General features: G+C 28.6%; 21 protein-coding genes. 19 read left to right on the forward strand and 2 right to left on the reverse strand.

What is annotated here, in order from left to right; translation table 11 throughout:
- Positions 1-415: 415 nt before the first annotated feature.
- The 14 genes from ACQZHJ_RS08505 (at position 416) to mprF (ending at position 18,644) form a co-directional block, all read left to right on the forward strand.
- Entirely contained in the window at positions 416-1,864 is a 1,449-nt protein-coding gene (locus ACQZHJ_RS08505; RefSeq protein ID WP_430485124.1) for an ABC transporter substrate-binding protein, read from the forward strand.
- 181 nt (positions 1,865-2,045) lie between these two features.
- Positions 2,046-3,488 (forward strand): ABC transporter substrate-binding protein, encoded by a 1,443-nt coding sequence (locus ACQZHJ_RS08510; RefSeq protein WP_430485125.1) that lies wholly within the window; start codon positions 2,046-2,048, stop codon positions 3,486-3,488.
- A gap of 358 nt (positions 3,489-3,846) precedes the next feature.
- A complete protein-coding gene (locus ACQZHJ_RS08515; RefSeq protein ID WP_430485126.1) occupies positions 3,847-5,301 on the forward strand; it encodes an ABC transporter substrate-binding protein in 1,455 nt (484 codons plus the stop codon).
- A 358-nt stretch (positions 5,302-5,659) separates the two neighbouring features.
- On the forward strand, positions 5,660-6,826 hold the full coding sequence (locus ACQZHJ_RS08520) for an iron-containing alcohol dehydrogenase (protein WP_430485127.1): 1,167 nt from the start codon (positions 5,660-5,662) through the stop codon (positions 6,824-6,826).
- Positions 6,827-7,029: 203 nt separating this feature from the next.
- Positions 7,030-7,923, forward strand: coding sequence for a sulfide/dihydroorotate dehydrogenase-like FAD/NAD-binding protein (locus tag ACQZHJ_RS08525; RefSeq protein ID WP_430485128.1), 894 nt, complete (start codon positions 7,030-7,032; stop codon positions 7,921-7,923).
- A complete protein-coding gene (gene gltA, locus ACQZHJ_RS08530) occupies positions 7,923-9,314 on the forward strand; it encodes an NADPH-dependent glutamate synthase (RefSeq protein WP_430485129.1) in 1,392 nt (463 codons plus the stop codon). The genes ACQZHJ_RS08525 and gltA overlap by 1 nt, the downstream gene beginning before the upstream one ends.
- A gap of 290 nt (positions 9,315-9,604) precedes the next feature.
- On the forward strand, positions 9,605-9,934 hold the full coding sequence (locus ACQZHJ_RS08535; protein ID WP_430485130.1) for a hypothetical protein: 330 nt from the start codon (positions 9,605-9,607) through the stop codon (positions 9,932-9,934).
- Between the two features lie 143 nt (positions 9,935-10,077).
- Entirely contained in the window at positions 10,078-10,803 is a 726-nt protein-coding gene (locus ACQZHJ_RS08540) for a Bax inhibitor-1/YccA family protein (RefSeq protein WP_430485131.1), read from the forward strand.
- Positions 10,804-11,060: 257 nt separating this feature from the next.
- The gene (locus tag ACQZHJ_RS08545) at positions 11,061-12,047 is read left to right on the forward strand and encodes a hypothetical protein (RefSeq protein ID WP_430485132.1); all 987 of its coding nucleotides are present in this window, start codon (positions 11,061-11,063) and stop codon (positions 12,045-12,047) included.
- 12 nt (positions 12,048-12,059) lie between these two features.
- Positions 12,060-13,190, forward strand: a complete 1,131-nt coding sequence (locus ACQZHJ_RS08550; protein WP_430485133.1) for a hypothetical protein — start codon at positions 12,060-12,062, stop codon at positions 13,188-13,190.
- Positions 13,191-13,289: 99 nt separating this feature from the next.
- The gene (locus tag ACQZHJ_RS08555) at positions 13,290-13,775 is read left to right on the forward strand and encodes a hypothetical protein (RefSeq protein ID WP_430485134.1); all 486 of its coding nucleotides are present in this window, start codon (positions 13,290-13,292) and stop codon (positions 13,773-13,775) included.
- Positions 13,776-13,928: 153 nt separating this feature from the next.
- Positions 13,929-14,420, forward strand: a complete 492-nt coding sequence (locus ACQZHJ_RS08560; protein WP_430485135.1) for a hypothetical protein — start codon at positions 13,929-13,931, stop codon at positions 14,418-14,420.
- Positions 14,421-14,615: 195 nt separating this feature from the next.
- On the forward strand, positions 14,616-15,551 hold the full coding sequence (locus ACQZHJ_RS08565; protein ID WP_430485136.1) for a lysylphosphatidylglycerol synthase domain-containing protein: 936 nt from the start codon (positions 14,616-14,618) through the stop codon (positions 15,549-15,551).
- Between the two features lie 540 nt (positions 15,552-16,091).
- A complete protein-coding gene (mprF, locus tag ACQZHJ_RS08570) occupies positions 16,092-18,644 on the forward strand; it encodes a bifunctional lysylphosphatidylglycerol flippase/synthetase MprF (RefSeq protein WP_430485137.1) in 2,553 nt (850 codons plus the stop codon).
- Between the two features lie 177 nt (positions 18,645-18,821).
- Here mprF and ACQZHJ_RS08575 read toward each other — a convergent pair whose 3' ends face one another.
- Positions 18,822-19,877: a transaldolase family protein gene (locus ACQZHJ_RS08575; protein ID WP_430485138.1), complete on the reverse strand. Its 1,056-nt coding sequence runs from the start codon at positions 19,875-19,877 to the stop codon at positions 18,822-18,824.
- A 224-nt stretch (positions 19,878-20,101) separates the two neighbouring features.
- Complete coding sequence (locus ACQZHJ_RS08580) at positions 20,102-20,566, reverse strand: GreA/GreB family elongation factor (protein ID WP_430485139.1); 465 nt, start codon at positions 20,564-20,566, stop codon at positions 20,102-20,104.
- Positions 20,567-20,941: 375 nt separating this feature from the next.
- On the opposite strand from ACQZHJ_RS08580, the gene ACQZHJ_RS08585 reads away from it, so the two are divergent.
- The 5 genes from ACQZHJ_RS08585 (at position 20,942) to ACQZHJ_RS08605 (ending at position 26,182) form a co-directional block, all read left to right on the forward strand.
- A complete protein-coding gene (locus ACQZHJ_RS08585; RefSeq protein ID WP_430485140.1) occupies positions 20,942-21,733 on the forward strand; it encodes an Ltp family lipoprotein in 792 nt (263 codons plus the stop codon).
- Between the two features lie 197 nt (positions 21,734-21,930).
- Positions 21,931-22,851 carry an HNH endonuclease gene (locus tag ACQZHJ_RS08590; RefSeq protein ID WP_430485141.1) on the forward strand — a complete coding sequence of 307 codons (921 nt, stop codon included), beginning with the start codon at positions 21,931-21,933 and terminating at the stop codon, positions 22,849-22,851.
- A gap of 31 nt (positions 22,852-22,882) precedes the next feature.
- The gene (locus ACQZHJ_RS08595) at positions 22,883-24,010 is read left to right on the forward strand and encodes a hypothetical protein (protein WP_430485142.1); all 1,128 of its coding nucleotides are present in this window, start codon (positions 22,883-22,885) and stop codon (positions 24,008-24,010) included.
- 808 nt (positions 24,011-24,818) lie between these two features.
- Positions 24,819-25,664, forward strand: a complete 846-nt coding sequence (locus ACQZHJ_RS08600; RefSeq protein ID WP_430485143.1) for a ParA family protein — start codon at positions 24,819-24,821, stop codon at positions 25,662-25,664.
- A complete protein-coding gene (locus ACQZHJ_RS08605) occupies positions 25,655-26,182 on the forward strand; it encodes a hypothetical protein (protein WP_430485144.1) in 528 nt (175 codons plus the stop codon). The genes ACQZHJ_RS08600 and ACQZHJ_RS08605 overlap by 10 nt, the downstream gene beginning before the upstream one ends.
- Positions 26,183-26,883: the final 701 nt, after the last annotated feature.

Genomic DNA, 26,883 nt, shown 5'->3' on the forward strand with positions numbered 1-26,883 from the left:
ATAAATTCTAGAAAAAGTGTATAAATTATATGCAGTAAAATGAAATATATTACAAATAATTACATCTTTTTAAAATATTTAAAAAGTTAACATAATATATATAAATTAATTGTAACATTAAAAACCTTCTAAGCTGTGTATTTGCAGGGGTTTAGAGGGTTTTGAGATGGAACTTTCATAGCGTTGACTTTTTTCCTGTTATGTTATAAATTAACTATAGAAGCTTGAATCGCTCAAAAATATTTGAGAAGTGAATTAAAGTTTTTAAACAAAGTCTTAGTAAATAATCAAAAGGTATGGGAATGTTTTATGAGAATTATATACTAATTGTAAACGTTTGTTTTAAATATTTATTCATGATTTAAGAGTCAAAAAACTAAAGGTATAGAATAATAATATGAGGGGGAAAAAGAAGATGCTTAAACACAAAAAATTAATGGCATTAATTTTAGGAGGAATGATGACTACATCAGCAGTACTTACTGGATGTGGATCAGACAAAGGTGCAGCTGAAGGAGGCACAGCAAGTGAAGAACCAGTAAACTTAGTATGGTACACAATTGGTGATGCTCCAGCTGACAATGAGGTTGTAGAAGAGGAAGTTAATAAATATTTAAAGGATAAAATAAATGTAACAGTTGATATAAAACACGTTTCATTTGGAGACTACACTCAAAAAATGAACGTATTAGCTAACTCAGGAGAACCATATGATATAGCTTTCACATGTTCATGGGCTTTCCCATACTTAGAGAATGCTAGAAAAGGTGCTTTCTTAGAGTTAAATGATCTAATTGATGAAAAAGGATCAGACATGAAAAAGGTTATAGATGAGAGATTATGGAAAGGTGCTGAGGTTGATGGAAAGATTTATGCAGTACCAAACCAAAAAGAGATTGCAGGAGCTCCAATGTGGGTATTCGATAAAGAGTTAGTTGAAAAGTATGATATACCATACCAAGATATTCACTCTGTTGAAGATTTAGAGCCATATTTAGAAATCATAAAAGAAAAAGAGCCAGATTTCGTTCCATTCTATACTCAAGGAGATTCAATTCCACTAGAGTTTGATGAAATCATGAGACCTTTAGGAGTATTCTACAATGATGATACTTTAACAGTTCAAAACATGTATGAAACTGAAGAAATGAAGGCTATGATGGCTAAGTTAAGAGAATACTATGAAAAAGGATATATAAACCAAGATGCTGCTGTAAACAACATGCAAAATGAAGTTAAGAGATTTGTATGGAAAGCTGATGGACAGCCATATGCTGAAAATGGTTGGGGACAATCTTTAGGAAGAGAGGTTGTTACTTCATCAATAATTCCTGCATATGTTACTAACAACTCAACAACTGGTGCTATGACAGCTATATCAACAACATCAGAGCATCCTGAAAAAGCTATGGAGCTTATAAACTTAGTAAACACTGATTCTGAGTTAAGAAATATGCTAATGTTTGGTATTGAAGGAACTCACTACGAAAAAGTTAGTGATAACCAAATTAAGAGAGATCCAAATGGACCATACAACGTAACTAGCTGGGGATATGGAAACTTATTTGATACTTATGTTTTAGATACAGATCCAGTTGATAAGTGGGATGCCTTTGAAGATTTCAACAAAGCTGCTGAAACTTCTCAAATCTTAGGATTCAAGTTTAATACTGAAAAAGTATCAACTCAAATATCTGCTGTAAACAACGCATTACAAGAGTTTGAAAAGTCATTATACACAGGTTCAGTAGATCCAGTAGAAGGATTAGAGAAATTAAACAAGAAGTTATATGATTCAGGATTAGAAGACATAAAAGTTGAAATGCAAAAGCAATTAGACGAGTGGAAAGCTAATAACAAATAATTTTGAATAATTAAGATTTTAAGGATGATACATTTTAATGTATCATCCTTTTTATATGCTTTAAAGTAATATAGTTGTAAACGTTTTATAAAATTATTTTAGAAGTATCATACTACATAAGATTAAATAATAAACATATATAGTGGAATTTAAATTAGAATTTTGATGGGGGTAAAGCAATATGCTTAAAAGAAAAAAATTAATGGCCATTATATTAGGGGCAGTAATGACAACATCGGTATTACTTACAGGATGTGGTGGCTCAGGAGGAGGAACTTCAAGTGCAGATGAACCAGTGAATTTAGTTTGGTATGTTATTGGAGATGCTCCAACAGATAATGAAATTGTAGAGGAAGAGGTTAATAATTATATAAAAGATAAGATTAATGTTACTGTTGACATAAAACATGTTTCTTTTGGGGATTATACTCAAAAAATGAATGTATTAGCCAACTCAGGAGAGCCATATGATATGGCATTTACATGTTCATGGGCTTTTCCATACTTAGATAATTCTAGAAAGGGTGCTTTCTTAGAATTAAATGATCTTATAGATGAATATGGATCAGACATGAAAAAGGTTATAGATGAGAGACTTTGGAAAGGTGCTGAGGTTGATGGTTCCATATATGCTGTTCCTAATCAAAAGGAAATAGCAGGAGCTCCAATGTGGGTATTTGATAAAGAATTAGTTGAAAAATATGATATACCATATGAAGAGATTCATTCACTTCAAGATTTAGAGCCTTACTTAGAGCTTATAAAAGAGAAAGAACCAGATTTTGTTCCTTTCTATACTCAAGGGGATGGAATTCCTTTAGCAGGAATAGAAGATATAATGTCTCCTTTAGGAATTTATTATGATGATGAAACTTACACAGTTCACAATATGTATGAAACTAAAGAGATGAAAGATATGTTGAGCAAACTTAGGGAATACTATGAAAAAGAATATATAAATCAAGATGCTGCTGTAACTAATATGCAAAGCGAGGTTAAGAGATTTGTATGGAAGGCTGATGGACAACCATATGCAGAGAATGGTTGGGGGGACTCTTTAGGAAGAGAGGTTGTTACTTCTGCCATAGTACCAGCTCTTGTTACTAACAACTCAACTACTGGAGCCATGACAGCTATATCAGCAACATCAGAGCACCCTGAAGAAGCTATGAAGCTTATAAATTTAGTTAATACTGATGCCCATTTAAGAAACCTACTAATGTTTGGTTTAGAGGATAAACACTATACAAAGGTTAGCGAAAATCAAATAAACAGAGATTTAAATGCAAACTACAATGTAACAATCTGGGCATATGGAAATTTATTTGATACATTTGTATTAGATGTTGATCCAGTTGAGAAATGGGAAGGATTTAAAGAGTTTAATGAAGCTGCAGAAACTTCTCCAATTTTAGGATTTAAGTTTAATACTGAGCCTGTAGTTACTCAAATTTCAGCAGTCAATAATGTTTTAAGTGAATTCTTAAAGCCTTTATATACTGGATCTATAGATACAGAGGAGGCTTTAACTAAATTAAATAAAAAGTTATATGATGCTGGATTAGAAGACATTAAAGTAGAAATGCAAAATCAGTTAAACGAATGGGTTAAAGAAAATAAATAGGTTTTGTTAAGTGTTGATTTTATATAGCCCTTTAGCCCTACTTGATTTTGCAGAGAGTTTCTATTATCTACTCCAAAATAATAGCTAAGACTTTTAAACTCGCTATGGCTCAAACAAAAAAAATCTTTTAACGCTATTATTTTTCCGCAGATAATGAAACTCTAACTGCTCATCAAGATGGTCTTATAGTTCTATATAAAATCAACATTACAAAAACAGGTATTTTATACCTGTTTTTATTTTTTTACCATATGTAAACGTTATATTAAGTTTGGTTAGTAGGGTGATATTGAAATATGCGTAAAAATAGATATATAGAGTTAAGGGAATTAATTTTATTTTAGGGGGAAGATTAAAAATGCTTAAAAGAAGAAAATTAATGGCTATAATTTTAGGAGCTATGGTAACAACATCTGCTGTATTAACTGGATGTGGCGGTTCAGGTGGAAATTCTTCAACTGGCGGTGAAGGAGAGGAACCAGTAAATTTAGTATGGTATGTAATTGGTGGAACACCTAAGGATAATGAGGTTGTTGAAGAGGAAGTAAATAAATATATAAAAGAAAAGATTAATGCTACAGTTGATATTAAACATATAGACTTTGGAGATTATACTCAAAAGACTAATATTTTGGCTAATTCAGGTGAAGAATTTGATTTAGTATTTACATGTTCATGGGCTAATCCTTATCTAGAAAGTGCTAGAAAAGGAGCTTTCATGGAATTAAATGATTTAATAGATGAGTATGGATCTGAACTTAAGGAGGTTATAGATGAAAGGCTTTGGAAAGGTTCTGAAGTAGATGGAAAGATATATGCAGTGCCAAACCAAAAAGAAATTGCATTAGCTCCTAGTTGGGTATTCACTAAGGAATATGTTGATAAATATGACATACCTTATGAAGAAATTCATACTGTGCAGGATTTAGAGCCTTGGCTTAAGATCATAAAAGAAAATGAACCAGATATTGTTCCATTCTATACTCAAGGAGATACTTTGCCAATAGAGTTTGATGATATTTTAAGACCTTTAGGTGTTTTCTTTGATGACGATACTTTAACAGTTCAAAATATATTTGAAACTGAAGAAATGAAAGAGATGCTTATTAAATTGAGAGAATACTATGAAAATGGATATATAAATCAAGATGCTGCTGTTAATAATATGAATAAAGAAACAAAGAGGTTTGTTACTAAAGCTGATGGACAACCTTATGCAGATAATATTTGGAGTACAAACTTAGGTTACCCAGTAGTTTCTTCCCCTATAATAGATCCATTTGTTTCAAATAATTCAACAACAGGTGCTATGACAGCAATATCTTCAACTTCTAAAAATCCAGAGAAATCTATGGAGCTTATAAACTTAATAAATACTGATGAAACATTAAGAAATATGCTTATCTATGGAGTTGAAAACACCCACTATGAAAAGACTAGCGATAACCAAATAAAGAGAACTCCTCAAGGACAAGAAAATTATAATGTAACAAGTTGGGCATATGGAAACTTATTTGATACTTATGTATTAGATGTAGACCCAGCTGATAAATGGGATGCTTTTGAGGACTTTAATGCAGCTGCTAAGAGTTCGCCAGTTTTAGGATTTAAGTTTAATTCAGATTCTGTTTCAGCTGAGGTGACAGCTATAAACAATGCATTACAAGAATTTGAAAGATTGCTATTCTCAGGATCAATAGATCCAGTTGATGGATTAGAAAGATTAAATCAGAAATTATATGATTGTGGATTAGAAAAAGTAAAAACAGAAATGCAATCACAATTAGATGCTTGGAAGGCAGAAAATAAATAAGTTTTAGGCATAAATTCAAATCAGAATAAGTAAAATGTAAAGTAGGTTTTATACTAAGTATAAAACCTCTTTTTAAATGGGAGAATAAATTAATTAGGCTATATTTTAAGTGGTGGTTGATTTCTAGATATATCTTCAGACCTTACTTAATTTCGCAAAGAGTTTCTATTGTCTATTCCAGAATAATAGCTAAGGATTTTAAACTCGCTAACGCTCAAACAGAAAAATCCTCTTAACGCTATTATTCTTACATATACAATGAAACTCTAATTGCTCATTAAGATGGTCTTTCATCTATATCTAGAAATCAACCCTAGTTTAAAACAGCGCCATTAATAAATTTTAAGGAGGAATTAGCATGGCAAGATTTACTTTACCAAGAGATTTATATCATGGAAAAGATGCTTTAGAGGTATTAAAGACTTTAGAAGGGAAAAGAGCTTTCATAGTTATTGGAGGAGGCTCAATGAAAAGATTTGGCTTCTTAGATAAAGTTGAGAGTTATTTAAAAGAAGCAGGGATTGAAACTAAGGTCTTTGAGGGGGTAGAACCTGATCCATCTGTAGAAACAGTTATGAAGGGTGCAAAGGAAATGCAAGACTTTGGGCCAGATTGGATAGTATCAATTGGAGGTGGATCTCCTATAGACGCAGCTAAGGCTATGTGGATTTTTTACGAGTATCCAGACTTTACATTTGAACAAGCAATAGTTCCATTTGGACTACCTAAACTTAGAAAAAAAGCTAAGTTTATTGCTATTCCGTCAACATCAGGAACAGCTACAGAAGTGACAGCATTCTCAGTAATAACCGATTATAAGGCTAAGATTAAATATCCTTTAGCAGACTTTGAAATAACTCCAGATATAGCAATAGTAGATCCAAGTTTAGCTGAAACTATGCCAGAAAAGTTAGTTGCTCATACTGGCATGGATGCTTTAACTCATGCTATAGAAGCTTATACAGCAGGATTAAGATCAAATTTCACAGATCCACTTGCTCTTAAAGCTATAGAGATGGTTAATATTCATTTAATTAATTCATATAAAGGTGATATGGAAGCAAGAGGAGAAATGCATGAAGCTCAATGCTTAGCTGGAATGGCCTTCTCTAATGCACTATTAGGAATAGTTCACTCAATGGCTCATAAAGTTGGAGCAGTATTCCATATACCACATGGATGTGCAAATGCAATCTTCTTACCATATGTAATTTCATATAATAGAAAAGAATGTGAAAACAGATATGGTGACATAGCAAGACATATTGGATTAGAAGGAGAAAATGATGCTGTATTAACAGATAAACTTATAGAGTTAATACAAAACTTAAATAAAGAATTAAATATTCCATCTTCTATGAAGGAATATGGAGTTGATGAGGAAGAATTTAAGAACAATCTTAAGTTCATAGCTCATAATGCAGTACTAGACCCATGTACAGGTTCAAACCCAAGAAAGATAGATGACGAAACAATGGAAAAACTTTATTCATGCACATACTACGGTGACAAGGTAGAGTTTTAAAAAGCTATGTTTCAGTAAGTGTTAATTTTAGCTAGTCCTTCAGACCTGCTTATCAAGATGGTCTTACAGTTCTATCTAAAATCAACACTAGTCTGAAACATTAAGCTAAATAAAAATAAGATGCACTAGTATCAATACACCTTAATTTGTATTAAAAATCATAGAAAATTTATCAGAACCAAAAATTTTATATGGGGGTTATTATGTTTAGGATTTTAGAGAAGAGAAATTTAAATGAAAGTGTTTATTTGATGAAGATACATGCTCCTAGGGTGGCTAAGAAGGCTATGCCTGGGCAGTTTATTATATTAAGAACTACTTCTAAAGGAGAGAGGGTTCCTTTAACAATAGCAGATTACAATAAAGAAGAGGGAAGTGTTACCATAGTTGTTCAAGGACTTGGAGCATCTACAAAGGAACTTGGAGAGTTTAATGAAGGTGATTATGTACAAGACTTTGTTGGACCACTTGGAAAAGAAAGTGAATTTGTTCATGAAGATTTAGAGGAATTAAAGAGTAAAAAGATGATTTTTATAGCAGGTGGTGTTGGAGCAGCACCAATTTATCCTCAAGTAAAGTGGCTTCATGAAAGAGGAATAGATGTTGATGTTATAGTTGGTGCTAGAACTAAGGATCTTGTTATATTTGAAGAAGAATTAAGAAAAGTTTCAAAAAATCTCTACATAGGAACAGATGATGGCTCTTACGGGTTTAAAGGAAGAGTTACTGAATTATTGAGGGATTTAGTTGAGAACAAGGGAGAAAAATATGACCAAGCTGTGGTTATAGGTCCTATGATAATGATGAAATTTATGTGCGAGCTTACAAAGGGATTAAACCTACCTACTATTGTAAGCTTAAACCCTATAATGGTAGACGGAACTGGAATGTGTGGTGCTTGTAGGGTTACAGTTGGAGAAGAAGTTAAGTTTGCTTGTGTAGATGGTCCAGAGTTTGATGGCCATTTAGTAGACTTTGATGAATCCATAAGAAGACAAGCTATGTATAAGACAGAAGAAGGGCGAGCGTTCTTAAAAGTTAAAGAAGGAGCTACTCATAGTCATGGTGGGTGTGGTTGTAAAGGGGGAATGGAATAATGAGTAATTTAAAAGATAATAAAAGAGTTAAGATGAGAGAACAAAATCCCCTTGAAAGAGCAAAAAACTTTAGGGAAGTAAGTTTAGGTTACAATGAAGAAGAAGCTTTAAAAGAAAGTCAAAGGTGCTTAGGATGTAAGAAGGCTAAGTGCATGGAAGGATGTCCTGTAGCTGTTAATATTCCAAGCTTTATATCTTTTATTAAAGAAGGGAAATTTGAAGAGGCAGCAAAAGAACTTACAAAGTATAATTCATTACCAGCTATTTGTGGAAGAGTTTGTCCACAAGAAAGTCAATGTGAAGGTAAGTGTGTTTTAGGAATTAAAAGTGAGCCTGTAGCAATTGGAAGATTAGAAAGATTTGTGGCAGATTATGCAAGAGAAAACTCTATCAAACTTTTAGAAAAGTCAAAGGAATCCTTAGAGAAGGTTGCCATAATTGGAAGTGGACCAGCAGGCTTAACCTGTGCAGGTGAATTAGCTAAGCTTGGCTATGATGTTACAATTTTTGAAGCATTACATGAAGCTGGTGGAGTATTGGTATATGGAATACCAGAGTTTAGACTTCCTAAAAATGATGTTGTTAAGTATGAAATAGATGAGATTAAAAATCTTGGAGTTAAAATAGAAACAAATGTAGTAGTTGGAAAGACTGTAGCTATAGATGAACTTATAGAAGAGGAAGGATTTAAAGCCGTATTTATAGGATCTGGAGCAGGGTTACCTAAATTCATGGGAATTCCAGGTGAGACTGCAAATGGCGTTTTCTCAGCAAATGAAATTTTAACTAGAGTTAATCTTATGAAGGCTTTTGAAAAAGAGTGTAACACTCCTATTAATATAGGAGAAAAGGTGGCAGTAGTTGGTGGAGGAAATGTGGCTATGGATGCTGCAAGAACCTCTTTGAGATTAGGTGCAGAAACTCACATAATATATAGAAGAAGTGAAAAAGAACTTCCAGCTAGATTAGAAGAAGTGCATCATGCTAAGGAAGAAGGAGTAATATTAGATGTTCTTACTAATCCTATTGAAATCTTAACAGATGAAAAGGGCTGGGTTAATGGGATAAAATGCATAAAGATGGAGCTTGGGGAGCCAGATTCATCAGGTAGAAGACGACCTGTTGAGATAAAGGGTTCAGAATTTGTTATGGATGTTGATAGAGTTATAATGTCTCTTGGAACATCTCCAAATCCGTTAATAGCCTCTACAACAAATGGTTTAGAAGTAAATAAACGTGGATGTATTATTGTAGATGAAGAAACATGTAAAACCTCCATAGAAGGAATATATGCAGGTGGAGATACTGTAACAGGAGCTGCCACAGTAATACTAGCCATGGGAGCAGGTAAGAAGGCAGCTAAATCTATACATGAATACCTTAGAGCTTAATTTTATAAAGTTTTGACTCTGTTTTAAGTGAGTGTTGATTTTAGATAGAACTGTAAGACCATCTTAATGAGCAGTTTAGAGTTTCATTGAATATGGTAGAATAATATCGTTAAGAAGCGAAGTTGTTTGACCAAAGGGAGTTCTGAGCTTTAGATATTATTCTAGAATATTCAATAGAAACTCTCTGCGAAATTAAGTAGGTCTGAAGGACTAGCTAAAATCAACACGACTTTAAAACAGAGCCATATTCTAAAATAAAGTTTATTATAGATAGAGTGGAAGTGCTGGTTATGAAAGATAAAAAGACTAAAGCTACTCTTAAGTTTATGGGTTTAATATTAATTTCTATAATAATTGTTGTAACTCTTTTAATTCCTTTTAACTTAAAAAAATTACTAATACTATTTGGATTTTTATTTGTTATATCTATACTTTATAAACTTTGGAATATAGCAACCTATGGTTTTGTTTGTTTAAATTGTGGATATGAGTTTCAAAAAGGAATTATTAAAAGACTTTTTAGGGAGAAAAGGTGTCCAGTTTGTAGTAATCATGAACTAATAAAAGAAAGTTTCTCTTATTATTATTTCAAAGAATGGTCAGATTTAGATGAGGATTAATAATTTGCAATTTGGAAATAATAAATAGATAGCAGTGAGTTAAACAGCTAACTAAAAAAGTATGATTAATATTGAAACAAATTTGACATAATTATGGTTTATATTTAAACTATAAGAAACAAATGTAAATAGGAGGTAATCATATGAGAACAGAATCAAATCCTGCATTAGCCGTTGGCTTTGAAAAAGCTAAAAGCAATGGTACTACAATGACTGTAGGCGGAACTATTATTAAGATATTAATAATGACAGCAATTTTAGCTGCTACATTTATATATAGCTGGATAGCTTTTCAAAATCCAACTGTAAACTATCAAAGTGCTATGATAGTATCTGGAATAGGAGCATTAATCTTAGGGTTAGTAACATCTTTTGTTCCAAAGGCTGCTCAGTACACAGCAGTTTTCTATGCTGCTTTTGAAGGAGTACTTTTAGGATCAATTTCAAGATTTTTTGAAAATGTATATCCTGGGATAGTATTCCCAGCAATGCTTTTAACAATAATATGTTTAGTTGCTACTGTATTAATCTACAGAAGAACACCAGAAATAGCTGGTAGAATAAGCAAAGGTGTATTCATAGCTTTAATTTCAATAGCTGGAATCTACTTTGTTGGATTTATATTAGGCTTATTTGGAATAACTTTACCTATATATGGTTCAGGCATAATAGGAATAGGATTTAGTTTAGTAGTTGTAGCAGTTGCTACATTAAGCTTAATAATGGACTATGATTTCATATTAAAAGGTGCACAATACGGAGCTCCAAAGTACATGGAATGGTACGGTGCTTTTGGATTAATGGTAACTTTAATATGGTTATACGTTCAAATATTACAGCTTTTAGCTAAAATAGCAGATAATAATTAGGTTATGATTTAAAAAGTGCATTAAAATCACTCTTTAGTGATTTTAATGCACTTTTTTTGTTTTATTATTTTTATTATTTTAAAAATAAATAGTTAAATTACTTTTAAATGGATATATATCTATTTACATATATGGAAAATAAAGTATAATTATTATAGAGATAAATAAATTTTATGATTTTTAATGGGGATATTTAGAGAGATATAAAACTATTTGATGATATATATAGAATTTAGGTAGTGGTTTAGGAGGGTAATATGGAAAATAGGAAAGAGGAAAGATTAATTGATGAGTTTAATGGATTGGTTTCAGAGATAAGTAAAAATGTTTTTGATAAATCTATTTATAGGGATTTGAAGATGACAGAAGAAAATCTAATAAAGACATTAAATAGCACTTCTGAAAAAACTGCTACTATAAATAGAAATAATTTAATAAGCTTGCAAAACAATCTAAAGGTTATATTAGATGATGCGATTTCAGACTTTAACTTAGGTGTTGAAAATGGAGAAAAGGCTTTTGAAAGAGATGCTTCAAAATTTTTGAAGGATTTAGAGAATTTAACTAAAGAGTCTAAAAGCAAATTATATATCATGCAAGAAAAAGCTAAGGATACTTCTTGTGAAATTGATATTTTAAATGACAGAATAGCAAGTATAAAAGAGAATGTTTTTGAACTTTCAACTCCAGAAGGAATAAATAACCTAAATAGCATAAAAGCAACCATTGAAGAAATAAATAAAAATTTAGAATTAAGCAATAAAATAGCCTTTGAACATGTAAAGAAAATAGAAGAAATGGACAAAATGTTAAAGGGAGACTGTTTAAGAATTTTAAACTGTGTAAATAAATTAGAGAATAAGATAAAGGTTGATAAAAGCGATACTTTTCAAGTTTTAGAAGAATATAAGGGATATATAGATGCTAGTTTGCTTGAAGTTAAAGAAAATATGGAGGCTGGCATAGATGAATTTAAAGATTTGTTAGAAGAAGAAAATACTAATTTAGATAATTTTATTGAACTGATAAATAGCTCTTTACCAAAGTATAATAGTGATGTTATAGATTCTGTAAGAAGAGTTGGGGATAAGGTTAATGCCTTAGAGAAGAAAGTCTTATTACTTGATAAAAAAGAGAGTACAGGACCTGCCTTTAATGAAGAGATAAAAAGTGAATTTGATAAAAAATATAACTTTTTAGTTTTGATGATTGCTATTATTGGAGTTTTAGCGATTTTATTTTAGGAGTGTTATGGTATGTTACTAGAAAAGCTTAAAGAAGATATTGTAGATGAAAATTGTGCAGAAGGTTTGTTTATTAATTTTTATAATAATCTTATAAGGTATGAAAACGAAAACAAAATTATTTTGATTTCTGAAAGAATAAAGGAATATATAAATAATCTAATACAAGAAATAGATTATTTAGAGGAAATAACAGCACTTGAAACTACTTCAATTTCTTTAGAGGGGAGCCTAAAAGAGATTAAAGAAGATCTCGAGGTTGTTAATGAAAAAATCAACTTTATTATAGATGAGGATTTTGAAGATAAAACTGAAGAATTACTGGAAAATATAATATTAAATATTAAATTAGAGTTAATTCCTAAGATAGAGGGATATAAAGAGGATTTAGAAATAAGCTATGACTACTATAATAAAATTAAATTGAATTTTATTAATGATATAAATGAATTTCAAAATAAATTTTTAAAGTTAATAGATTTAAATAATAAAAAAAATCTAGAAAAGATAAAAGTAAAAATAAACGAAAAAGCAAAAGTGATATTAAAGGATAAAAGAATAAATATAGAAGACATAGGAATAGAGGCTATTGAAATAATAAAAAACACAATACTTAATATAGATGAAGTAAATAAGGAAAGTTTTGATATTTATAAGGACATTAAAGCTTCTACATTAAAGGTATTTAATGAAATCAAAGAAAATACAGATATTACTTACAATGAAGAGGAAGAAGAAAATAAGGAAGAAGAGCTTATAGACATTTCTGTACTAAATAAAAGATATATTAAATTCATAGAGAACAATTCAGGATTGATAAAGAATAAAATCATAAAGGATATACAAAATATGCTTGGAGCTGAATCTATTGAAAGCAAGCTAGAGATTGAATTTATATATGCTCAAGACTTTATTAAGGATGAATATACTAAAAAGTTAAATGAATTTTGCAAAGAACTTAAAGCCAAAGCTAATTTAAATGTATATAAGAAGTTTAAAAGTTTATATGGAGATATGCTTACTTTTCAAGAGCAAATTATGATTTTAGATAGAGTAAATTTAAAAATTAAAGAGTTTAATTTTATAAATTTTAATGATATAAGCCTAATAGACTACTTAAATCACAGTAAGAAAAAAAGATAGATTTATATTCTATCTTTTTTTTCTTCTAAAATAATAACAAAAAGTGTATAATATTAACGTATTGTTAATAAAATATTTTAGTTTAGGACGTGATTCTTTGTGAAATCAAATAAAGAAATTGTTTTTTCAATAGGTATAATCTTGGTGCTAATAATAATATTCCTATTTTTTATATTTGAATTAAAGCATACAAGAGAATATCAAGTTAGAAAAGTTATAACTAATTTAGAAGAGGAATTAGTTTATGATTTTTCAAACTTTGAAAGTATGCAAGAAGAATATATTATAAATGATAGGAACATAAATATTGATTTATATAAATCTAAGTTAGATAATTCCTTTAAAGAGGTAGAAGAATATAAGTCTAAGATTTGGAATGAGAATATAAACTGCAATAGAAATAGCAATAGTTTAGATAAGAGAATTGTATTTCTAAATAATACATACAATATGCTTAAACAGTCTGAAGATCAAGTTATAAAAGCCTATTCAGAAGAGGACTATAGTAGATTTGAAGATGTATTAAAATGTGTTAATGGCCATTTAAAAGAGAGTTTTTATGACACTAAAAATCATAGCTTTTAAAAAGTAATCGAGATAATATCTTGGTTACTTTTTCTTTTTTAGACAAAAAATGACCAATTTTACATAAATAATGACCAGTTATGCAATAGAACTTTAAAAAGACTAAACTATGATGTAATATCATTGATATAAGGTGAAAGTGAGGGAGAATTTATGAGTAAAAGAATATTATTGCCAATAATATTAGTCTTAATAATCATAGGCGTTATAGCAGTAAATGTTCCAAGTAAAATAGATTCTAAAAAACTAAAAGCTGATGAAGTTACGTCTATGAAATTTTTTGTTAGTAAAGAAAGAGAAGAAAATTATCATCAAGTGCCTAAACACATTGAAAATGAAAGCATAAATGAAATAGTTGATGCTTTAAATACTGAGAACTTAGAGGTTAATAAGGACATTGGTGAAGTAAATAATAGTAGTAGAAGATTGTATATGTTCTTAAATAATAAAGATGTAATAGTAATAAATAAGAATGAGTCAAATAATAATGAATATATAATTAAATTTAAAAAGGAATCTATTTTAAATAAAATTCCTGAAGATAAATATGTATTGATAAAGTCAGAGAAGTTAAATGGTATTTTCGAAAAATTTGAAAATACTTTTAATACACCAGAAGGCATCAATACAAAAATGAGTGTGTAAACAAATTTTATACTTAATTTAGTTCCCTAAAATCAATATCCACTTGATTAAATCATCCCAAGCTAAGTTAAGTATAAATTTATTGAACGATTCAATTATAATTGAATCGTTTTTTTTATTTTGAATTTTATTTAATTTACTGTAGAATAATATTAATAACATGTTAACAAAAGCGAAAAAGGAGAGGGTTTAAAATTGAATTTTAAATTGAATAAGAATGTTAAGTTAGCACTTAAGATAGTGTTTATAACGGTAGTCTTAATTTTAGTAGCAATGGGATTTAAAAATATGTTTAAAGAATTTGATATGAAATACTTTAATATGTATAGAGATAGATTACATTTTCTACAACTTGTCCTAATAGGACTAGCAGGTATAATTGCATACATGCCATTAACTCTTTATGATTTTATTTTAAAGAAAAATGTTGGTATAGATATGGAAAATAAGAAACTCTATAAGTATTCATGGATAGCAAGCTCTATAGCAAGTCTTCTTGGCTTTGGAGGGGCGACATCTTTAGCTTTTAAGCAATATTTTTATGGAAATCATGTGAAAGATAGAAAAAAGCTTTTAAAAGAAATAGGAAAAATTATAATTTTAAACCTAAGTGGATTATCAATACTTTGTATAATATATGTACTACTAGAGTTTAATAGCATAAAGACTCTAGGACTTATAAAATATGTTGTTTTTGCTCTTGCAGCATATACTCCTATAGTTATTATAAATTCTATATATAAATACAATAAGAAGAAAGAAAATAAAGAAGAGAGTTTTATATTAAAAGTAATTGGAATATCTTTTATAGAGTGGATAGGAAACATGCTTTTAATTTACTTAATACTAGCTATAACTGGAGCTTATATAAATATAAGTGAGTATTTCTACGTTTATGTAAGAGCTACAGCTATAGGAATTGCTAGTATGATACCTGGAGGGTTAGGAACATTTGATTTAACTTTCATAAATGGATTTAAACCTTTAGGGGTTCCAATAGAGCAAACATTCTTGGTTATAATTTTATATAGAATAAGTTACTTTATATTACCTACTATTATAGGTGTAGCTCTATATATACATGACTTTGGAATGAATTTCAAAGAAATAATAAAAAACAGAGATAAATAATTAAGTGGTTATATTAGAATGCAATAATAAACTTTCCAAATATATTCCGAGAATTACTAGATTTCGCTAAGAATTTATAGTTATTACTCCGAAGATATTACTAAAGCTTCGAAACTAGCTTCGCGTCGAACAGTCTCAGCTTCTTAACGTAATATCTTCTACGTAATAACTTAAATTCTAAAGCTCATCTAGATATTCTCTTCATACTTATTTGGAAAGTTTATTAAAATGTTTTTATATAACCACTTTTTTGTGGTAAGAAAGTTTATATGGGAGATTTATGGCAAGGAGGTTTAGTTTTGATTGATTTTAGAAAGTATGACTTTGTTTTCTATATTTAAGGTAAATATAAGGTTTAGTAAATATTTATTTCATTTTTTCAATGTAAAATAAATTAGATGAGAAATGTTACATTACAATTTTGTAATATAAATGAAATCTTAATCGATGGATTTAGACAAGAGAAAAACCTTATAATAAACATGAAATTTTAAGTAATTAGATTTTTTACTTATATGAACTTGAAAAGGGGGACTTAAATTGAAATTGAAAATAAATGATAAGGTTAAGTTAGCTTTAAAGATAGCTTTTGTATCTTTGGTAGTTTTATTTGTAGTAAGAGAGTTTACTAATGTATTTAGAAATTTTAATACAGAATACTTTTTTATGTATAGAAATAAGCTAACATTTTTGAACCTATTAATAATTGGGGCTTTAGGAATAATTTCATACATTCCATTATCATTTTATGATTTTATACTAAAAAGAAAGGTTGGAATAAGGTTAAATAATAGAAGCCTTTATAAATATTCATGGATAGCAAGTTCTATAGCTAGCCTTTTAGGATTTGGAGGAGCCACTTCATTAGCTTTTAAGCAATATTTCTATGGTGATTATGTAGATGATAAAAAGAGACTTCTAAAAGAAATTGGAAAGATAGTATTTTTAAACTTAACTGGACTTTCAATAGTATGTTGTGTTTACATAGGAATTCAAGTGTTTTCATGGAGTGATTTGGGAGTAATTAAATATGCTATTTTAGCAATAGCTCTTTATGCACCAGGAATGATAATATACTCTATATTTAACTTTACAAAGGATAAAGATAAGGTAGAGCTTTTTAGTACACTAGGAACTATCTTTATTTCTTTCCTAGAATGGCTTACAACAATAATATTAATTTATGCTACCTTAAAGATAACAGGAGCAAATTTAAGCGTAGGAACATTTTTACCTATATACATAGAAGCAGCTGTTATTGGTATAGTAAGTATGGTTCCAGGTGGAATAGGAACTTTTGACTTATCTTTTATGACAGGATTAGAAGGTGTTGGAGTTCCAATAGAACAAACATTACTTGTTATAATTTTATATAGAATAAGTTACTTTATAGTACCAGCAGCTATTGGGGTGCTTTTATACATGCATGATTTTGGAGATAAGCTTAATAAAAAGTTTAATGGATTACCAAAGCAAATCGTTTCAAAGATAGCTTATAATATATTAGTATTTTTAGTTTTTCTATCAGGTATTGTAATAACACTTTCAAATGTAGCTCCTCAAGTACTATTTAAAATAAAATTATTAAAAGAACTTTTAGGAAAACAAATTTTAGGATTATCTATGGGAGTTAGCATCATTTTAGGATTTTTAATAATTTTAACTTCTTTAATGATGAAGTACAGAGCTAAAAGTATTTATAACACAAGTTTTGTTCTTTTAGTTCTTGGAGTAATTTTATCATTTTCAAGAGGAATAAATCCATATGAGATAGTATTCTTGCTTTTGGTAATATACTTACTTTATTTAAGTAAAAGTATGTTTTATAGAAAAAATTTTGTGGTAAGTTGTAAAAACACCATAATAGATTCAATGATACTTTTAGGAAGTTTTGTGACATATTTCTTTGTTATTGCAAGTTATAGTAAGCATATAAAGGTTGTTGGAATAATAAAGAAAATGCCTTATAAAAATGCTTATCTTTTTGGAATAATAGCTTTTGTTATTATAACAGTATTATATGTAACAATATATTTTATAAATAGCAGAAAAAAGATACCAACAACTTCTTTTAGTGAATGTAAAGAAGAGGCTTTGGCTATATTAAATGAATACAAAGGTGATTCTTTAACTCATTTAATATTTTTAAATGATAAGTATGTTTACATAAATGATAAAAAAGATGTATTAATACAATATGAAGTCTATGGAGACAAGCTCTTTGTATTAGGAAATCCAGTTGGAAATAAGGAGAATCTTTTTAAAGAAATAGAAGAATTTTGTGATTTTGCAGATTCTTATGGATATATTCCAGTATTTTATCAAGTAGATGAAGACATGATAAGTTATCTTCACTCAAATGGATATGACTTTATGAAAATAGGGGAAGAGGCTAAGGTTTATGTTGATGAATTTAAGGTTGTAGGAAATAAGATGAAAAGCTTAAAAACATCTAGAAGTAAGGTAACCAAAGAGGGATATACCTTTGACATAGTTAAACCACCATTTTCAGAAGAGTTCTTTAGAGATATAAAAGATGTTTCAGACCAATGGTTAGATGGAAGAAAAGAGAAGGGGTTCTCAGTAGGATTCTTTGATGAAGACTATTTAAGTGAAGCTCCAATAGCTATTTTAAGAGATAAAGAAGGGAAGATTAAAGCTTTCGCTAACTTTATGTATATGTACGATAATGATGAAAGCTTCTCTGTGGACTTAATGAGATTTTCAAAGGATACTCCAAGAGGAGTTATGGACTTTATGTTTATAAAGCTAATTGAGTATGGAAAAGAGAATGGATACAAGATCTTTAATATGGGAGTTGCTCCACTTGCTAATGTGGGAGAATCTAAATATGCTTTCTGGAATGAGAAACTTGCACTTCAATTTTATGAATATGGACAAGCAATATACTCATTTAAAGGGTTAAGAAGGTTTAAAGAGAAGTTTAGTCATAAATGGGATTATAAATATATAGCCTATAGAAGAAATACTTCAATACTAATAACAGTTATACAAGCTGCTATAGTATGCTCAAGAACTCGTGATGTAGAAGATGGCCTAATCATGAGAAACCTTAAAAATGTAATGAGGTAATTCTAATTAAAACTTAGAATTAACAATAAAAGATATAGGGGATGTATCAAAAAATTTTCTTAATAAAACTTTAAAACAATATGAAGAGAAGATTTAGTGATTTTCAAATATGTTTGTAGGTTTTATTATTAAGTTTTGATACATCCCCTTGACTTTACTATATATGATTTTTAATTATTATTTAACTATATATGGGCGAATTAGTTTAACTAGGTCGTCATATCCATTTAGAAATTGATTCATAGTTCTTAGGAATGCACCATAATGTTCAAATTCCTCAGGTTTTAATCCATCTTCATAGTATGCTTTTCTAAACTCTTCTAATTCTAGAAGTTTGGATAAAATATCTTGATCTAACTCTTTATCCATATAATTTTCTACCTTAATATCTAATTCGTTGAAGATGTTTTGATATTTTGTAGTTATTGTTAAAACAATATCACCACCTATAAATTCTGTGAAATGGTAGTTGTTACGGAAGGCTGCAACTAATAGTTTTGTGCGATAACCTCTTTCTTTATAGATTTTGTAAGCATTCTTACAAGTATAAACACCAGCTAAATCTAATATTTCTGAATCAATAGAAAGATTATTGTCAGCTACATAAGCTTTTAAGTAATCATCTAATCTTCCAACCATAATAGTACATACTGGATGCATATGATCAATTGGAAGCCCCTCTTTAACACGACGATTTAATCCTCTTTCAACAGCCTCAGCTACGGCTATAGCTTGAGGACAAGTGAAGGAAACGGTTGCATTGATGCTTACTCCAAGATAAGTTAATTCTTCAAAAGCTTCTATTCCAGCTTTTGAAGCTGGAATCTTTACTTGAGAGTTTTCTATAACTTCTGAGAGTTCAACTCCTTGAGATACCATCTTCTCTTTATTTCTGTAGAATTTTGCGTTAGTTTGAAATGATATTCTACCACGCTGCCCATTACTTTCTTTGAATTTAGGATATAGAAGCGAGCCAGCTTTTTTTCCTAATAATTTAATAATCATCCATGCTATTTCATCTTCTGTAGCAGTAGGATTATTAGCTACCACTTCCTTAATAGTAGAATCCCATTCTGGTAATTCTTTTTTTAGTACATTTAAAACTATAACAGGATTAGTTGTAGCACCAGAAGCTCCATTTTCTATAGCCTGTTTTAGTTCTTCGTAGGAACAAGAGTCATTCCAAAATTCAGTTTCATTAAAGGTTTGTGTTACTTCTAAAAGTTTTCCCATGTTTATCGACCCCTTTTTTTTATTTATACCACTGTACAAATTTAGCAATTGTACAATTTCATTTTATGATTAAACTTTAAAGGAATCAATATACTAACTCAAAATATTATCAATAATTAACTAAAATATATTCAAAACATGAGTATATTTTGAATATATTGAGTATGTTTAGATAAAAATAGGACTATATCAAAATTTGTTTTGATATAGTCCTATTACTTAAATTATAATATTTCTAAAACTTCTACAGTATAGCTTCCACCAGGTGCTTCAACTTCTACTGTGTCTCCAACTTTTTTACCCATCAATGCTTTACCTAAGTCAGATTCTATGCTTATACACATATTTTCTAAATCAAGGTCTAGAGTAGTAACTAAAGTAACCACATCTTCATCATCATCTTCAACAAATCTTATTTTAGCTTTACTATTAAGCCCTAATGTAGATTTATCTGTAGTTTCCTCATCAACTATTATAGCTGTTGAAATCATAGTTAGAAGGTATTGTATTCTATTATCATTCTCTCTATAGTTTCTACAAGCTTCTTTATATTCAGCATTTTCTGATCTATCACCATGTGCTGCAGCTTCAAGTTTTTCCTTTGCTATTTTAGCTCTAACAACAGACATTCTATAGTCTAATTCCTCTCTTAACTTATTTATATTTTCCTGTGTCAAATAATTGTTCATAATAAAAATCTCCCTTATATGATGAAATTGCCTATCTTACAATTATACAATAAATATTCAAAAATTAAAGATGTTATGTAGATAATAAGCTTTAATTAAATAGTATTTTATTATTAGGCTCTGTTTTAAGTGGTGATTGATTTTTAGATATATCTTCAGCCCTAACTTAATTTCTCAAAGAGTTTCTATTATTAAGAGTTTATTTTAATTAAGTTACTCGTAAATGATTATAAAGCAAAAAAATAACTAAACATAAAAAAACAATAAACATTAAAAATTAACAACAGAGTTGAATATTTTTACTTATAAAGGCAAAAATTAAAATAAATAGAAAATAAATATAAAATTTAAATTATAAAGAAGGAGAATGCTATAATGGCAAAAATTAAAAAATGTAGAAATTGTTCTAAAAAAATAGCATCTAATGCTAAATCTTGTCCAGAATGTGGAGAAAAAAACAAAAAGGTAATTTATAAAAGACCTTGGTTTATAGTGGCAGCTAGTTTTATAGTGATTGGATTAATAGGGGTAGGATGTAGTGAGGAGCCTAATACACTAAATAATGAACTAGGAAAAGAGATTAGCCAAAACCAAAATACAGAAGCTAATCAAAAGCAAGAAACAGAAAATAATGGAGAAGAAGAAAAAGAGACTATTGTTGAAGAAGATAATACGCAGGATGTTTTAACTGAAAAGGAGCCTGAAGAAAATGTTCCATCAGAACATAAATCTGCATTAAAAAAGGCTAAAACATATAGTGATATGATGCATATGTCTAAGGTAGGATTATATGATCAGTTAACTTCAGAGTATGGTGAACAGTTTACAGAAGAAGCAGCTCAGTATGCTATAGATAATATAGAAGCTGATTGGAAAGAAAATGCATTAAAAAAAGCAAAGACATATAGCGATACAATGAGTATGTCTAAGGCAGGATTGTATGATCAGTTGATTTCAGAGTATGGTGAGAAATTCACTCCAGAAGAAGCTCAGTATGCAGTAGATAATGTGGAAGCAGACTGGAATGAAAATGCATTAAAGAAAGCTAAGACATATCAAGAAACTATGGCTATGTCTCCAAGTGCAATATATGACCAATTAATATCAGAATATGGAGAAAAATTCACCCCAGAAGAAGCTCAATATGCTATAGATAATTTGAATTAATGAATTTTTCATTTAAGTTTATGTATATTTTACACAAATATTATAATTTAACACTGAAATTATAAGAAGAAAAAGAGATATATGTGGAAATCATATATCTCTTTATTTTTTGTAGTTTTATTACATAAATTCGCAAATATTGTATAATTATAGAATAAGAGTTGATTATATTTAAAATTATGGAGGAAGTTGTTAAATTGGATAGAATTAAGTCATGGGAATATGATGATGAAACTAATAAGGTAGCTATAAAGGATTTAGATAAATCCTCATTTAAGAGAGGAAGTCATATACCTATAAAGGTTAGAAAAGTATTTGAATGTGAAGATATAAAACATGGGGAAAAGAAAAAGATAACATTAATATATAAAGGGGAAGCCTTTCCAGCTGAAATAGAAGGTGAAATTAAGGGAAGGGTAAGGATGAATTGGTCCAAGCTAATTCCTAAGATGAAGGAAGTCTTTAAGAGTGAAATAAAGGACTTTGAAGATTCAGAAGAGCTTAGTGTAAGAGTGCCTAGATTAAAGTTTACAAAAGAAACAGCCCTAAAATATGATGTTGAAATGAGAACTAAATATAGTCATGATGTGCTTTGTGAATTAGAAAAGTTAGACATAGATGTTGAAAATAAAACCCTAGAAGAAATAAATGAAGTGGGAGAAGTTATAGAAAGAGTTGTTAAGGCTAGAAAAAATCAAAATAAATTTAGACAAAGATTACTTAAAAGGGATAATAAATGTAGAATTTGTGGACTAGCTCACCAAGAATTACTTATAGCAAGTCATATAAAGCCTTGGAGTGAAAGTACACCAGAAGAAAAACTTAATCCTTACAATGGATTTTTGCTATGTCCAAATCATGATTCTTTATTTGATAAGCACTTTATTACTTTTGAAGATAATGGAAAGATTATTATATCAAAGAGGTTATCAGAAAAGGACAAGCAGCTTTTAAAGATAAATGATGCAATAGTAATTAATATTGAAGAGGAAAATAGAAGGTTTTTAAAGGAACATAGGGATGTTTTTTATAAGATAGAGAAGGAATATATTATAGCAGAAGAATTATCAGTAGCTAATAAAGAAATAGAAGTATATAGTGTTGAACTTGAAGTATAGGTTCAAATTCAAGGTTAAGGAGTAATGATATATGAATATAATACAATTATTAGGAATTGAATATAAAGAAGATATTATTAGCAATATGCTAGTTGGATTAATAAATGAGTCAGAAAACTTTAGAGTGAGTTTTTTAGAAAATATAATAGGTATATCAAATGCAAGGTTGTATTCTGCTAAAGCATTTACAAGAATTGCAACTTCAAAAGGAATACCAGATATTATAATAAAAATTTATAATAATAAAGAAACTATATTGACAATAATAGAAAATAAAATTAAAGCAGAAGAAGGGTATGAACAGACAAAAAGGTATTCAGAACAAAGATGTATAGAAGAGATATGTTCTAACAAAAAAATTAACTTAGATTATAATGATATAAAGATGAAATTTATTTATCTTACTCTTATTCCAGAACAGATAACAAGTGGAGAAAAGTTTGTTAACAAAACTTATAAAGATTTATTAAATAGTATTACTGTAGATATAGAAGATGTTTTGTTAGATAGAGTATTTAAAGATTTTATGATAGTAATTAAGGAGTTTTATGATAATCTTGATGTGAATGAAAACGATAAGTTATTAGATATACTTTGTGATGATATTGATGCTGAAAAAGTCTATATAAGATTTAAAAATTTAATGAGATTATTTAAAGCACCTGAAGGATTAAATATTAAAAACATTGGTAAAGCAGGGGGTGTAGGAAGGGTTAGTTTTATTGCTCAAATAGCAAAAGATGCTTGGTGTGGAAGTGAAAAGGCTGATTTTATAGATGGATTTTATAATGTTAATAATGAAACATATGACATTCATTTGGAGTTTTCTTTTGATATTTTAAATAAAGTTATTAAGTTACCATTACACTATGAGACGAATCCGTATATTCCTAAACATACATTGATTAAATATTCTAAAGATGATGAATATAAAAAATATATTGATAGACGAGAAGTGTTTAAAGGAAATTTACATGAAAAGATAAATAGCTTAGGAAATAGAAATATTAAAACGTATAATGGGAGTAATCAAATAGCGAATATTAATATTATTCTAGATAATGATATAACGGTAAAAGAATTTTTGAAAATATTACAAGAATATTGTGAGAATATTTCTATATTAGTTGATGAAGTATTATCAGAGATGGATAGTTAATATATTTATGAGAGATAAAAGTGTTTGTAACAGTATTTTAAACTTATGATTGTTAAGTAGCACTTTAAATAAGGATAAGTCATTAAAAGAATAGTCTGAAGTTTGTCAGGTATTATTTAAAATTTATAAAGTATATAAAAATAAATGAATAATGCCATACTTATACCAACACTTTAAGTTATGACACTCCTTTAATAAGAATGTCACAGCTTAAAGTGTTGGTATAACTAGCTTGTGACGACTTATGACGGAATGACAGGATTTTCTACCCCTTATATATAGGTATTTAATATTTTTATATTAATTTATATGTAATTATTTATTTTTCCCATACTATATAAATAAGAAAAAGCCGTCATACCCAGCACACCCATTGATATCACTAAATTTTCTCTGGTTTCAAATAGACACTAACCAGTCATAAAAGTAGTCATTAAATAATTAAATAGTTTATTATTATAATAATTCTAGTAACAAACTATTATGTTAAATAAATATGTATTTTCACTAGTTATATTATCATGAAATTTAGTTTTAAATTTATAAATTAACAAAACCACTATAAAAGACTTCACACGCCTTTTAGAGTGGTTTTTTATTGTCTTCAATGTAAATATATGTTTGAAAATAAAACCTCTTAAAATGGAAAATAATAGATAAATTGATGAGCTTCATATTTGATTAATTAAAGGTTATGTTTTTAGTAAGTATTGGTTTAAAACATAGCCTAATTAATAAGTTTCTTATAAGAATATAAACTTAATTATTAAAATATAAATTTTAGTGGAGTATTTTTTAGGAGTAGTTTATGGCAAAAATAATAAGTTTTATAAATTTAAAGGGTGGAGTAGGAAAAACAACATTAGTTGTGACTGCAGCAGAAATTTTGGCGTATGCTTATAAAAAGAGAGTTTTAGTTGTAGATTTAGATCCACAAACTAATGCAACTGTATCCTTAATTTCTCAAGAAAAATGGAAAGATGCTAATGATAATAATAAGACTATACATCAACTCTTTTTAGATAAAGTTGATAAAACAAGTGCTTTTAATATTGATAAATCTATAATTAAAAAAGTTGGAAATATAGCTGGTGGTATAAAAGGATTAGATTTATTGCCATCAAGTATAGATTTAGTGGATATGTATGATGTTATCCCTAGCATAAAGAATTCTAATTTTATTTTGAAAGATCAGTTAAAAAAAGTAGAGTGTAATTATGATTATATCCTAATTGATTGCCCTCCTAATTTAGGTGCAATAACTATGTCTGGAATATATATAAGCCAATATTATATTATACCAGTTATTGCTGATACATTATCAACATATGGGTTAAAGCAGGTTGTAAATAAAATAGATAAAAAAGTAAGAGAAATTAAGAGAATAGATACAGATTACTCATTAGCTACAATGGGAGTTATTATAAATAGATATAAGGATAATAAACCATATAAAGCAATAAGAAGAGCATTAGAACTGCAAAGTAATAATAATGAGATTCCTAAATTATTCAACACTATAATCCCTAATAGATCTAATATTTCTAAAATTTCTGATTATGAAATGAAGGAATCAACAATAAAAAAGAAATATGGGAAAGATTATGATTTAGTTAATAATTTTGTTAAGGAGATAATGGAAAGATGCCAATAAATAATAAAAAAGAAGATAATAAAAGTTTTGAAATAGAGAAGCTTTTGTTAGAAGGGGTTACGAGAGAAGAATTAAACAAAAAATATTTTAAAGGAACAGTAACTAGAGTATATAACAAGTTAATTAAGGCTGGAAAGATTAAAGAAGAATGCAAACTAGAAAAAAATAATGAGAAGTTAATATCAAATTTGTTAAAGGAAATCCTTGAATTAGTAGGAAAAAATAAAGAATATAAGCTAGAGATTAAAGTGAAAGATTGTACTGATAAAAAAGATATTAAGACTAATAAAAGAAAAGTTAATGTTATTAATTTAGATATATTTGACTTATATGAAATCTTAAGTGATAAGGAGTTTATAACATATTTAAGTAAAAAAGATAAAAATATTCTTATAAATACAATTAAAGAATATTTCACATGGAATAAAAAAGTTTCTGCTTATTCAGAAGAAGAGCTTGCCAATTATATAAATATTGAAATAAATAAGGTTGTGAAAAAAGGAGATTGCTTTAAGTAATATAAAAATAACTTTTGGCGGACTTTTAATTTTATAGGCAGACTTTTTAAATTTGGGCCACATTGAAATGCATTGATATAACTAGCTTTGGACAGAGTTTGCCCAAAAAGGACTGACTTTTTTCTATTTTATGTATATATACGTATATATGTATATTAAATATTTATTTTATATTTAATTATTTTCTCTATACTATATAAATAAGAAAAGTACGTCCAGTACGCCCAAAGCATTGAAATCACTAAAAAAAGTCCGTTTTCAACTCCGCCCAAAGTCCGCCAAAATTCTATCCAAAGTCCGCCCATAAATACTTAAAATCTATAAATAACATATCATCTAAATAAATAATGCCAGGTTTATGCCAGTATCATGCCAGAGTTTTAAAATAGTAAAGGCTTGATACCACTAGCCTAAGCCAGACTCTGCCAGAGATGCCAACTAATTTTCACTTTCTTATATATAGGAAAAATATAAATAATTTTTATAAATACAGTATTTATATTTTTCCTTACGTGTATAAGTAAAAAAAAGCTGGCATAGTTGGCAAGCCCTTGCTATGACTTGATTTTTGCTGGCAATATACTTGGCACAAAGCTGGCAGAATTAATTTTTTTATAAAATTATATTGTTATTTTAAGTTATTATTAAATTAGGTTGTGTTTTAAGCATATATAAATATAAAAAAGAAAGTGGTGACAGAA

It is taken from the genome of Clostridium sp. B9 (genome assembly GCF_050509515.1).
GTDB lineage: Bacteria > Bacillota > Clostridia > Clostridiales > Clostridiaceae > Sarcina.